Source organism: Streptomyces sp. NPDC079141 (assembly GCF_040686775.1).
Lineage (GTDB): Bacteria > Actinomycetota > Actinomycetes > Streptomycetales > Streptomycetaceae > Streptomyces.
The window spans coordinates 1-14407 of record NZ_JBFBLP010000040.1 but is presented as its reverse complement, the minus strand read 5'-3'; the positions used below and the strand labels follow the sequence as shown (position 1 = coordinate 14407).

2 protein-coding genes are annotated in these 14407 nt (G+C 70.6%); both read left to right on the top strand.

Going from position 1 to position 14407, the window contains the following annotated elements:
• Positions 1 to 7530, top strand: a 7530-nt coding sequence (locus tag AB0Q90_RS41930; RefSeq protein WP_365734497.1) for an SDR family NAD(P)-dependent oxidoreductase, incomplete at its 5' end; no start/stop codon positions are given.
• Positions 7531 to 7577: 47 nt separating this feature from the next.
• Positions 7578 to 14407: type I polyketide synthase (locus AB0Q90_RS41925; protein WP_365734495.1), on the top strand; the 6830-nt coding region annotated here is incomplete at its 3' end.

The following is a 14407-nucleotide window of genomic DNA, read 5'->3' as shown; positions in this document are numbered from 1 at the left end:
ACCCCCCTCCAAGAAACCCTCGACACCCACAACACCCAAACCACCATCACCCCCACCCTCCGCCGCAACGAAAGCCACCTCACCCGCCTCACCACCTCCCTCACCCAAAACACCACCCCCACCTGGACCACCCTCCTCACCCCCCAACCCCCCACCCCCCTCCCCACCTACCCCTTCCAACACCAGCACTACTGGCCGGAGACCCGAGCCGCACGAGACGTCGCTCCACCGGACGCCCAGTACGCGGAGCACGCCGACGACGCGCCCTTCTGGGACGCAGTCCACGGCGGTCATCTCGGCACGCTGGCCGATGAGTTGGAGCTCAGTGCCGAGGGGCAGGAAGCGTGGAGCTCCGTGCTGCCGGCGCTGTCCTCGTGGCGCCGTCGGCGGGAGCAGCGGTCGCTTCTGGACCGCTGGCGGTACCGCATCGAATGGCGGCCGACGGCGAGCGCCTCGTCGCCCTCGCTCTCCGGCACGTGGATCGTGGCGGTACCGGAGGGCCGGGCCGGAGACGGCCGTGCCGCCGAGAGTCTGCGGGCGCTGGACGAGGCCGGGGCGCACGTCGTCCCGCTCACGGTGGCCACGGACGGCGTCGACCGGTCGGCGTTGGTGTCGGCTCTGAGGGCCGCGGCGGAGGACACCGGCGAGATCGCGGGCGTCCTGTCCCTGCTGGCGCTGGACGAGGAGAACGCCACCGGGTTCCCGTCCGTGCCGGCGGGCCATGCCGCCACCTTGGCGCTGGTTCAGGCGCTGGGCGACGGCGGGATCGGGGCGCCTGTCTGGGTGTGCACCTCCGGTGCCGTGTCCGTCGGCGAGGACGACGCCGTACGGAATCCGGTGCAGGCGCTGGTGTGGGGTCTGGGGCGGATCGTTGCTCTGGAGCACTCGGAGCGGTGGGGCGGGCTGATCGATCTTCCGGAGACGCTGGACGCCGCGGCTCGCGGGCATCTTGCCGCGGCGCTCGCGGGGCTCGACGGAGAGGACCAGGTTGCCCTGCGTTCGGCCGGGTTGCTCGCGAGGCGGCTCGTGCGGGCGCCGATCGACCGGGACGCGGCGCCTCGGGCGTGGCAGCCGTCCGGCACCGTGCTGGTGACCGGCGGCACCGGTGCCCTGGGCGGCCACACGGCTCGCTGGCTCGCCCGCAACGGCGCGGAGCGGCTCGTACTCGTCAGTCGGCGCGGGCCGGACGCCCCGGGTGCGGAGGCCCTGGTGGCCGAACTGACCGCGCTGGGCGCCGAGGTGACCGTAGCGGCCTGTGACATCGCGGACCGGGACGCGCTCGCCGGGCTGATCGCGTCGATACCCGACTCGGCGCCGCTCACGGCCGTCATGCACACGGCGGCGGCACTGGACGACGGGCTGGTCGAGTCCCTGACCGCCGGCCAGGTGGACCACGCCCTGCGCGTCAAGGTCGACGGCACGCGGAACCTGCACGAGCTCACCCGGCACCTGGACCTGACGGCCTTCGTCCTGTTCTCCTCGGTCTCGGCCACCTTCGGCGGACCCGGCCAGGGCAACTACGCACCGGGGAACGCCTTCCTCGACGCCTTCGCGCAGTACCGTCGCGCGCTCGGGCTGCCCGCCACGTCCGTGGCCTGGGGTCCGTGGTCGGGCGGCGGAATGGCCGAGGGCGGAGTCGGCGCACTGGCACGCCGGCACGGCCTGCCGCAGATGGACCCCGCGCAGGCCGCGGCGGGCCTGCGGGACGTGCTCGACCACGACGAGACCTTCGTGGCCGTCGTCGACGTCGAGTGGGAACGCTTCTTCGTCGCCTTCACCGCGACCCGTCGGTCCCGGCTCCTGGAGGAGCTGCCCGACGTCCACCGGATCCTCGCCTCGGGTGCCGGCGGAGCGGTCCCGCGGCCGGAGCGGAGCCAGGACGACGACCGTACCGAGTTCACGCGTGCCGTCGCGGACGCGGCGCCCGCCGAGCGTGAGGAACTGGTCCTGGAGGCGGTTCGCGCCCAGGTGGCGGCGGTACTGGGACACGCGTCCCCGGACGTGGTGAACGCCGAACGGGCTTTCCAGGAGCTCGGCTTCGACTCGGTCACCGCCGTCGAACTCCGCAACCGCCTCAACACGGCGACCGGACTGGCCCTGCCCGCCACGCTCGTCTTCGACCATCCCACCGCACGTGCGCTGGCCCGCCACCTCACCACGGCGATCACCGGCGACACGACCGACGCCACTCCGGTCTCCCGCCGCCCGGCCGTCGTGGGCAGCGAGGACGACCCCATCGCCATCATCGGCATGAGCTGCCGTTTCCCGGGTGACACGAACTCGCCGGAAGACCTCTGGAAGCTCCTCGCCGCCGGCCGCGACGCCATGTCCGACTTCCCCGAGGACAGGGGCTGGGACCTGGACCGCCTCTACGACCCCGAGGCACAGCGACCGGGCACGTCGTACACGAACAAGGGCGGGTTCCTTTACGGCGCCGCGGAGTTCGACGCCGCCTTCTTCGGCATCTCCCCGCGCGAGGCCGTCACCATGGATCCGCAGCAGCGCCTGCTGCTGGAGGTGTCCTGGGAGACCCTCGAACGAGCGGGCGTCGATCCCACGTCGCTGCGCGGCAGCGCGACGGGCGTCTACATCGGCTCCAACAGCCAGGACTACGGCACGCTCGTCGCCGGTGCCGCCGACAGCGAGGGCCATCTGTCCACCGGTACGACGCCCAGCGTGATGTCCGGTCGTATCTCCTACGTCCTCGGGCTGGAGGGCCCGGCCCTGACCGTCGACACGGCCTGCTCCTCCTCCCTTGTCGCCCTGCACCTCGCCGCCCAGGCGCTGCGGCGCGGCGAGTGCACGCTCGCCCTCGCCGGTGGAGCAACCGTGATGGCGACCCCTGACCTGTTCCGCGAGTTCTCCCGGCAGCGTGGGCTGGCTGCCGACGGCCGCTGCAAGTCGTTCGCCGGTGCGGCGGACGGCACCGGGTTCAGCGAGGGCGCGGGTGTCCTGCTGCTGGAGCGGTTGTCGGACGCGGAGCGTCTGGGGCACCGGGTGCTGGCCGTGATCCGCGGCTCGGCCGTCAACCAGGACGGGGCCAGCAACGGGCTGACCGCGCCCAACGGGCCGTCGCAGGAGCGGGTGATCCGTGATGCGCTGGCCGCCGCGGGGCTGGGCACCGGGGACGTCGACGCCGTCGAGGCGCACGGCACCGGCACGCGCCTCGGCGACCCCATCGAGGCACAGACCCTGCTGAAGACCTACGGCCACGAGCGCGGCGAACACCCCCTGTATCTGGGGTCGTTGAAGTCCAACATCGGCCACACCCAGGCCGCCGCCGGTGTCGGCGGTGTCATCAAGATGGTCATGGCGATGCGCCACGGGCTGCTGCCGCAGACCCTGCACGTGGACGAGCCCAGCCCGCACATCGACTGGACCGCGGGCGATGTCGAGCTGCTCACCGAGCAGCGGCCCTGGCCGTCGAACGACCGGCCCCGGCGGGCGGGTGTGTCGGCGTTCGGCATCAGCGGCACGAACGCACACGTGATCCTCGAACAGGCGCCGCAGCGGGAGGAACAGCCCGAACCCTCAGCTGCTCTGCCCGTGGTGCCGTGTGTGCTCTCCGCCCGGGACGAGACCGCCCTGCGCGCCCAGGCCCAGCGGCTACTGGATCACCTGGACACCCACCCCGAGCTCGAACCGGCCCAGCTGGCCTGGTCCTTGGCCTCCACTCGCACCGCGTTCGACCACCGCGCCGCCGTCCTGGCCACCGACCGCAACCACCTCACCAACGGCCTCACCGCACTCACCCAAGGCCAACCCGCACCCCACGTACTCCAAGGCACCGCCACCACCGGCCGCACCGCCTTCCTCTTCCCCGGCCAAGGCAGCCAACGACTCGGCATGGGCCGCGACCTCTACCACACCCACCCCTCCTTCGCCCACGCCCTCGACACCGTCACCAACGCCCTCGACCCCCACCTCCCCCAACCCCTCCTCACCATCATGTGGGGCACCGACCCCCACCTCCTCAACCAAACCCAATACGCACAACCCGCCCTCTTCGCCCTCGGCACCGCCCTCCACCACCTCACCCAAACCTGGAACATCCACCCCCACTACCTCACCGGACACTCCCTCGGCGAACTCACCGCCGCCCACGCCGCCGGCATCCTCACCCTCCAAGACGCCTGCACCCTCGTCACCACCCGCGCCCGCCTCATGCAAAACCTCCCCCAAACCGGCGCCATGATCGCCGTCGCCGCCGAACGCCGGGTGGTCGAGGACGCCTTGGTTCCCGGAGTCGGTATCGCCGCGGTCAACGGACCGGCGTCGGTGGTGATTTCGGGCGACAGCGAGGCCGTCGCCTCGGTCGCGGAGGACTTCCGGGAGCGCGGCATCCGCGTCAAGCAGCTCTCCGTGTCGCACGCGTTCCACTCACACCTCATGGAACCGATGCTCGCCGAGTTCGCCGAGGTCGCCCGGAGCATCACCTACTCGACCGCGACCACACCGGTCGTCTCCAACCTCCACGGCAGCCCCGCCACCGACGGATACGACGCCGAATACTGGGTCCGCCACGTCCGGGAAGCCGTCCGATTCGCGGACGGTATCGAGGCCCTGCACGCACAAGGCGTGAGCCGCTTCGTCGAGTTGGGGCCCGACGGAGTACTGCTCGGCATGGTCGAGCAGCAGCCGTCGGAGAGCAGCCGGGTGCTGGTTCCGCTGCTGAGGAAGGACCGTCCCGAGCCCGAATCAGTCGCCTCGGCGCTGGGCCGGCTGCACGTCTCGGGTGCGTCGCCGTCCTGGCCGGCTGTGTTCGCAGCGCCCGGCCGGCCCGTCGACCTGCCGACCTACGCGTTCCAGCACCAGCGCTACTGGGTCGATGCCCCTGCCGTCTCCGCCGATCCGGCCGGGTTCGGGCTCGGCACCGCGGAGCACCCGCTGTTGACCGGCGTGATCGAGGTGCCCGGAGACGGCGGACTCCTGTTCACCGGCCGCCTGTCGCAGGCCACGCACGCCTGGCTCGCCGACCATGTGATCCACGGCACAGTGCTGGTTCCGGGTGCGGCCCTCGCGGAGATGGCCATCCACGCCGGCGACCGCGTCGGCTGCGGCCGCCTCGCCGAACTGACCCTCCAGGCCCCGCTGGTACTGCCCCGGCGCGGCGCGGTGCACGTCCAGCTCGTTCTCGGCGACGTGCGCGACAGCGGGGAACGGCATCTCGACATCTACTCACGCCCGGACGACCCATCAGTCGCGGCAGGTGAATGGTCCTGGACCCATCACGCTCGGGCGACCCTGGCGACGCCGGCCGACTCCGGTGACCAGACGGCGATACGACCCGAACCCGCCTGGCCGCCGCGTGGCGCCGAGCCCGTCGAACTGACCGACCTCTACGAGAGGTTCACCGACGCCGGCTACCACTACGGCCCCGCCTTCCAGGGCATCCAGGCCGCCTGGCAGCACGGGGACAGTCTTTACGCCGACATCGCCCTCCCCGACGAACTCCACGACCACACCACGGACTTCGCCCTCCACCCCGCCCTCTTCGACGCAGCCCTCCAGACCGCACTGCTGCGTAGCGACCTCGGCGAGGACACCGCCCTCCCCTTCGCCTGGGAAGGCGTCACCATCCACGCCGCCGGAGCAACCCACCTCCGCGTACGCCTCACACCCACCAGCTCCAACAGCATCACCCTCACGGCGACCGACCCCACCGGCACACCCGTCCTCACCATCGAGCGCCTGCTGTCCCGGCCGCTTTCGCCGGAACTGCTGACCGCCACACGCATGTCTGGGGATGCCGGTCTGTTCCAGGTGGACTGGGTTGCGGTGGAGACAGCCACCGACGAGACGGGAGCCGTGGAGTGGCTGGATGCCTCAACTCTGTTTGCTGGTATGGAGGATGACGCGGGCGGGGTCGAAGAGGCCGTAACCGCCGCCCTGCACTACCTGCAGGCGTGGCTGACCGACCCGGCGAACACCGACCGGCGCCTGGCCGTCCTCACCAACCGAGCCGTCACCACCCCCCACGACACCCAGGCCCCCGACCTCCGCCACGCCGCCATCACCGGCCTGATCCGCACCGCCCAGAACGAACACCCCGGCCGCATCCACCTCATCGACACCAACCAGCCGACAGGCCCCATCCACCCCGGCGAGCCGCAGCTCGCCATCCGCAACGGCCAGACCCTTGCCCCCAGGCTGACCCGCACACCCCACGCCGGGACTTCCGCCTGGCCCACCACCGGCACCATCCTCATCACCGGCGGCACCGGCACCCTCGGCACCGCCATCGCCCGCCACCTCGCCACCCACCACCACACCCCCCACCTCCTACTGATCTCGCGACAGGGCCCCAACGCGCCTGTCACGGATCGACTCCGCGAAGACCTCAAGGAGCTGGGCACCGAGGTCACCATCACCGCCTGCGACATCACCGACCAGCAGGCACTGGCCGAGGCTCTGGCCAAGATCCCTGCCGACCATCCCCTGACCGGCGTCATTCACACCGCCGGCGCAGTTGATGACGCCATCCTGACGGCCCTGGCCGACGAGCAGATACGCCGAGTCCTGCGGCCCAAGGTGCAGGGTGCGCTGAATCTGCACGCCCTCACCCAGGACCTCGACCTAGCCGTCTTCGCCCTCTTCTCCTCCGCCGCAGGCACGTTCGGCAGCCCCGGACAAGCCAACTACGCCGCCGCCAACGCCGCACTCGACGCCCTCGCCGAACAGCGACGGCAACAGGGACTGCCCGCCACATCCATGGCCTGGGGCCTGTGGGAGGAATCCAGCGGCCTGACCAGCCACCTCACCCACACCGACCACACCCGCATAGCCCGCCACGGACTCACCCCCCTCACCACACCCGACGCCCTCACCCTCCTCGACACCGCACTCCCCCACACCCACACCCTCCCCCTCGCCCTCAACACCACCCACCTCCGCAACCAAGGCACCGAACTCCCCTCACTCCTGCGGGGACTCATCCGCTCTTCCCGTCCCACCGCAGCTCGGCTCAGCACGCACGGCGACGGCCCCGGCCTCGCCGAACGTCTCGCAGCCCAGTCAGCAACCGAGCGCGAACAGACCCTCCTCGACCTCATCCGCACGCACGCCGCCACTGTCCTCGGACACAGCCGCGGCCACGACATCAACCCCGAACACCCCTTCCGCGACCTCGGCTTCGATTCGCTGAGCGCCGTAGAGCTGCGCAACCGGCTCACCGCCGCCACCGGGCTCGCCCTCCCCGCCACCCTCGTCTTCGACCACCCCACACCCACGGCGCTGGCGAAGACGCTGCTGGAGCAGCTCGTACCGGACGAGGTTTCGGACGCGGGGAAGGTTCTCGCCGAGCTCGAACAGGTCGAGCTCATCCTGTCCGAGCTGACCAAGGACAACGTGTCCTCGGTGATTCCGGACGACGCCACGCGAGACGCCATCAGCAAGAAGCTGAGCGTCATGCTCGCCAAATGGAACGACGTGCACGAAGGCGGGCAAGGCGATTCCGCCGTGGCCACCCTCGAATCCGCCACGGACGACGAGCTCTTCGGCTATATCGAGAGCCGATTCGGCAAGTCCTGACCGGAATTCCGCAGCATTCCCAACCATCCACACCCCGGGGGTTCATCGTGGCGAACGAGGAAAAGCTTCGCGAGTATCTGAAGTGGGTCACCGCCGACCTCGAAAAGGCTCACGAGCGTCTCAAGTCGGTGGAGTACAAGGCCGGCGAGCCCATCGCCATCGTTGGCATGGCGTGCCGCTACCCGGGGGGAGTGACGTCTCCGGAGGAACTGTGGCAGCTCGTCGGCTCCGGTTCGGACGCCATCTCGCTGTTCCCGGAAAACAGGGGCTGGGATCTGGAGGGCCTGTACGACCCCGACCGGGAGCGGCCGGGAACCTCGTACTCCCGCGAAGGCGGATTTCTGCATGACGCCCCCGAATTCGACCCCGCATTCTTCGGAATATCGCCACGCGAAGCACTCGCGATGGACCCCCAACAGCGATTGACCCTTGAGGTCTCCTGGGAGGCGCTGGAACGGGCCGGTATCGATCCCGAGTCGATTCGCGGCAGCAGGACCGGCGTGTTCGTCGGCGCGATGGGCGGCGACTACGGGCCGCCCCACCACGAACTGCCCGAAGGGGCAGTGAGTTTCGGGTTGTCCGGCAGCGCCGGCAGTGTGACCTCGGGCCGTGTGTCGTACGTCCTGGGGCTGGAGGGCCCGGCCCTGACCGTGGACACGGCGTGCTCGTCCTCCCTTGTCGCCCTGCACCTCGCCGCCCAGGCGCTGCGGCGCGGCGAGTGCACGCTCGCCCTCGCCGGCGGCGTGACGGTGATGTCCACGCCGGCCAGCTTCGTCGGCTTCTCCCAGCAGGGTGGGCTGGCTGCCGACGGCCGCTGCAAGTCCTTCGCCGCCGCGGCGGACGGGACCGGGTGGTCCGAGGGCGTGGGTGTCCTGGTGGTGGAGCGGTTGTCGGACGCGGAGCGTCTGGGGCACCGGGTGCTGGCCGTGATCCGCGGCTCGGCCGTCAACCAGGACGGGGCCAGCAACGGACTGACCGCCCCCAACGGACCCTCGCAGGAACGGGTGATCCGCGACGCCCTGACCGCCGCCGGCCTCACCCCGGCCGACGTCGATGCGGTCGAGGCGCACGGCACCGGCACGCGCCTCGGCGACCCCATCGAGGCAGGAGCGCTACTGGCCACGTACGGCAAGAGCCGCTCCCAACACCCCTTGTATCTCGGGTCGTTGAAGTCGAACATCGGACACACCCAGGCCGCCGCCGGTGTCGGCGGTGTCATCAAGATGGTCATGGCGATGCGCCACGGGCTGCTGCCGCAGACCCTGCACGTGGACGAGCCCAGCCCGCACATCGACTGGACCGCGGGCGACGTGGAACTGCTCACCGAGCAGCGGGCCTGGCCGGAGCTGGACCGACCGCGCCGGGCGGGTGTGTCGTCGTTCGGGGTCAGCGGCACCAACAGCCACCTCATCCTCGAACAGGCACCGCAGCGGGAGGAGCAGCCCGAACCCTCAGCTGCCCTGCCCGTGGTGCCGTGTGTGCTCTCCGCCCGGGACGAGACCGCTCTACGCGCTCAGGCCCGCCAACTCCTGACCCACATCGAGAACACCCCGGACACCGACCTCACCCGCCTGGGCCACTCACTGGCCACCACTCGCACCGCGTTCGACCACCGCGCCGCCGTCCTGGCCACCGACCGCAACCACCTCACCAACGGCCTCACCGCACTCACCCAAGGCCAACCCGCACCCCACGTACTCCAAGGCACCGCCACCACCGGCCGCACCGCCTTCCTCTTCCCCGGCCAAGGCAGCCAACGACTCGGCATGGGCCGCGACCTCTACCACACCCACCCCGCCTTCGCCCACGCCCTCGACACCGTCACCAACGCCCTCGACCCCCACCTCCCCCAACCCCTCCTCACCATCATGTGGGGCACCGACCCCCACCTCCTCAACCAAACCCAATACGCCCAACCCGCCCTCTTCGCCCTCGGCACCGCCCTCCACCACCTCACCCAAACCTGGAACATCCACCCCCACTACCTCACCGGACACTCCCTCGGCGAACTCACCGCCGCCCACGCCGCCGGCATCCTCACCCTCCAAGACGCCTGCACCCTCGTCACCACCCGCGCCCGCCTCATGCAAAACCTCCCCCAAACCGGCGCCATGATCGCCGTGCAGGCCACCGAGGACGAGGTCGTGCCGTTGCCCGACGGCGTGAACATCGCGGGTATCAACGGCCCGGAGTCGCTCGTGCTGTCCGGCAGTGAGGACGCCGTGAGCGCGGTCGCCGCCCGCTTCGCGGCACAGGGTCGCAAGACGCGCCGGCTGGCGGTCTCGCACGCGTTCCACTCACACCTCATGGAACCGATGCTCGCCGAGTTCGCCGAGGTCGCCCGGAGCATCACCTACTCGACCGCGACCACACCGGTCGTCTCCAACCTCCACGGCAGCCCCACCACCAACGGATACGACGCCGAATACTGGGTCCGCCACGTCCGGGAAGCCGTCCGATTCGCGGACGGTGTGCGATGGCTGGAGTCCCAGGGGACAACCCGGTTCGTGGAACTGGGGCCCGACGGGGTGCTGCTGAGCATGGTCCAGGAGACGGTGGAGTCACCGGCCACAACCCTGGTGCCGCTCCTGCGCAGGACCGGCTCCGAACCTACGGCGGTGCTGGAGGCCGTCAGCCGCCTCCACGTCTCCGGCGCCAAGCCCGACTGGTCGGCCCTGTGGGGTGAAGGCCCGGGCACCGAACACGTGGACCTGCCGACGTACGCCTTCCAACGGCAGCGGTTCTGGCCCAAGGCCATGTCCGGTTCGGGTGATGTGTCGGCGGCCGGTCTGGTCTCCGCGGGACACCCCCTGCTCGGCGCGGTGGTCACCCTCGCCCAGGACGACGGCCTCATCCTCACCGGCCGCCTCTCCCTCACCACCCACCCCTGGCTGGCCGACCACGCCGTCCACGACACCGTGCTGGTTCCGGGCGCGGCCCTCGCGGAGATGGCCATCCACGCCGGCGACCACACCGCCAACGGCCACCTCACCGAACTCACCCTCCACGCCCCACTCGCCCTCCCCGAACACGGCGCCACACGCATACAAGTCACCGTCGGCGCCCCAAACCCCCACGGCCAACACCCCATCACCATCCACTCCCAGCCCGAAAACACCCCCGACGCCCCCTGGACCCAACACGCAAGCGGACAGCTCAGCCCTTCGCCCGCGCAGCAACCCGACACCATCGCCGCGCACGAATGGCCGCCCCCTGGTGCGGTACCGATCGACACAAGCGGTCTCTACGACCGAGTCGCCGACGCCGGTTACCACTACGGCCCCGCCTTCCAGGGCATCCAAGCCGCCTGGCAGCACGAGGACACCCTCTACGCCGACGTAGCTCTGCCCGCCGAACTCCACCAACAGGCCGCCGACTTCACCCTCCACCCGGCCCTCTTCGACGCAGCACTCCAGACCGCTCTCCTGCGCACCGACCTCGGCGCGGACACGGCCCTCCCCTTCTCCTGGGAAGGCACATCGGTACACGCCGACGGCGCCACCCACCTCCGGGTGCGGGTCTCACCCACCGGCGCAAACAGCATCACCCTCACGGCGACCGACCCCACCGGCACACCCGTCCTCACCATCGACCGGCTGCTGTCCCGGCCTGCGTCCAGCGACCAGTTGGCGGCCACACGCATGTCTGGGGATGCCGGTCTGTTCCGGGTGGACTGGGTGGCGGTGGAGACCGGCTCCGACGAGACGGGCGCGGTGGATTGGCTGGATGCTTCAACTCTGGTTGCTGGTACGGAGGATGACGCGGGCGGGGTCGAGGAGGCCGTTACCGCCGCCCTGCATTACCTGCAGGCGTGGCTGACCGACCCGGCGAACACCGACCGGCGCCTGGCCGTGCTGACCGACCGCGCCGTCACCACCCCCCACGACACCCAGGCCCCCGACCTCCGCCACGCCGCCATCACCGGCCTGATCCGCACCGCCCAGAACGAACACCCCAGCCGCATCCACCTCATCGACACCAACCAGCCGACAGGCCCCATCCACCCCGACGAGCCCCAACTCGCCATCCGCAACGGCCAGGCACTTGCCCCCCGCCTGACCCGCACACCCGACACCGAAACTGCCGCCTGGCCCACCACCGGCACCATCCTCATCACCGGCGGCACCGGCACCCTCGGCACCGCCATCGCCCGCCACCTCGCCACCCACCACCACACCCCCCACCTCCTACTGATCTCCCGGCAAGGCCCCAACGCACCCGAGGCAGACCAACTCCGCGAAGACCTCCAGGCGCTGGGCAGCCAGGTCACCATCACCGCCTGCGACATCACCAACCAGCAGGCACTGGCCGAAACACTGGCGAAGATCCCGGCCGATCATCCGCTCACCGGCGTCATCCACACCGCCGGCGCAGTTGATGACGCCACCCTGACGGCCCTGACCGACGACCAGATACGCCGAGTCCTGCGGCCCAAGGTGCAGGGTGCGCTGAATCTGCACGCCCTCACCCAGGACCTCGACCTAGCCGTCTTCGCCCTCTTCTCCTCCGCCGCAGGCACCTTCGGCAGCCCCGGACAAGCCAACTACGCCGCCGCCAACGCCGCACTCGACGCCCTCGCCCAGCAGCGACGGCAACAGGGACTGCCCGCGGTTTCCCTGGCGTGGGGCCTGTGGAAGGAATCCAGCGGCCTGACCAGCCACCTCACCCACACCGACCACACCCGCATAGCCCGCCACGGCCTCACCCCCCTCACCACACCCGACGCACTCACCCTCCTCGACACCGCACTCCCCCACACCCACACCCTCCCCCTCGCCCTCAACACCACCCACCTCCGCAACCAAGCCGCCACACAAGTGCCTGCCCTTCTACGGGCGTTGTTGCCCGCGGCTCGCCCCGCCGCAGGGGCGCACACCACTGGAGTCGGCGGCGCCACCTTCGCCGAACGTCTCGCCGCCCTGTCGGCCACGGAACGCGAGCAGACCCTTCTCGACCTCGTCCGCACGCACGCCGCCACTGTCCTCGGACACAGCCGCGGCCACGACATCAACCCCGAACACCCCTTCCGCGACCTCGGCTTCGACTCCCTCACCGCCGTCGAACTCCGCAACCAACTCGCCGCCGCCACCGGGCTCGCCCTCCCCGCCACCCTCGTCTTCGACTATCCGACGGCACGCGGACTGGCCCGCCATCTCGCGGCCCAGACAGCCGGCGACAAGAGCGACCGCACGCCGCTGCCCACCTCAGCGCCCCTCGCCGTCAGCGACGACGACCCGATCGCCATCGTCGGCATGAGCTGCCGCTTCCCCGGCGATGTGAATTCGCCCGAAGACCTTTGGGAGTTGCTCGCTGCGGGCGGCGACGCGATCGCCGACTTCCCCACCGACCGCGGATGGGACCTGGAGTCCCTGTACGACCCGACCGCGGAACGCCCGGGCACCTCGTACACGCGCGAGGGCGGTTTCCTCTACAACGCCGCCGACTTCGACGCGGGCTTCTTCGGTATCTCCCCGCGGGAGGCTCTGGCCATGGACCCGCAGCAGCGCCTGCTGCTGGAGGTGTCCTGGGAAGCCTTCGAACGCACCGGCATCGACCCCCGCACACTGCACGGCAGCAAGGCCGGCGTCTACGTCGGGGCCATAGCCCAGGAATACGGCTCCTTGCTCGCGCAGGCCTCGGAAAGCGACCAGGGCTATCTGGCCACGGCGACCACACCGAGTGTGCTGTCCGGCCGTATCTCCTACGTCCTCGGCCTGGAAGGGCCCGCGCTGACGGTGGACACGGCGTGTTCGTCGTCCCTCGTCGCCCTCCACCTCGCCGCCCAAGCCCTACGGCGCGGTGAGTGCGACCTCGCCCTGGTAGGCGGCGTCACGGTGATGTCCACGCCGTCGCTGTTCGTGGAGTTCTCCCGCCAGCGTGGGCTCGCTGCCGACGGCCGCTGCAAGGCCTTCGGCAGTACAGCGGACGGTGCCGGGTGGGGTGAAGGCGCTGGTGTGGTGGTGGTGGAGCGGTTGTCGGATGCGGTGCGGGCGGGGCATCAGGTGCTCGCCGTTGTCCGGGGCTCGGCCGTCAACCAGGACGGGGCCAGTAATGGGCTGACCGCGCCCAATGGGCCCTCGCAGGAGCGGGTCATCCGTGATGCACTGGCCGCCGCCGGGATCACCCCGGCCGACATCGACGCCGTCGAAGCACACGGGACCGGCACACGACTCGGGGACCCGATCGAGGCCGGGGCGCTGCTGAACACCTACGGGCGTCAGCGCGGCGAACACCCCCTGTATCTCGGGTCGTTGAAGTCGAACATCGGACACACCCAGGCCGCCGCTGGTGTCGGTGGTGTCATCAAGATGGTCATGGCGTTGCGGCGCGGGGTGCTGCCCAAGACACTGCATGTGGATGAGCCCAGCCCGCATGTCGACTGGAGCGCCGGGGATGTCGAGCTGCTCACCGAGCAGCGGCCCTGGCCCGAGATCGACCGGTCACGGCGGGCCGGAGTGTCCTCGTTCGGGATCAGTGGCACCAACGCACACGTCATTCTCGAACAAGCCCCCACTGCGGAACGAGAGTTGGAGTCCGTCGAGCCGCCGCTCGATCTGCCCGCGGTGCCGTGTGTGCTCTCCGCGCGGGACGGCAATGCGCTGCGTGAGCAGGCCCAGCGACTGCTGGACCACCTGGACACCCACCCGGAACTTGAACTGGGACAGCTGGCCTGGTCGCTGGCCACCACCCGCACCACCTTCGACCACCGCGCCACCATCCTCGCCACCGACCGCAACCACCTCATCCAGGGCCTCACCGCGCTCGCCTCCGGAGAACCCGCACCGCACGTGGTCGAAGGCACCGCAGCCTCGGGGCGGATCGTGTTCGTCTTCCCCGGCCAGGGCAGCCAATGGCCCGGCATGACCCTCGACCTGCT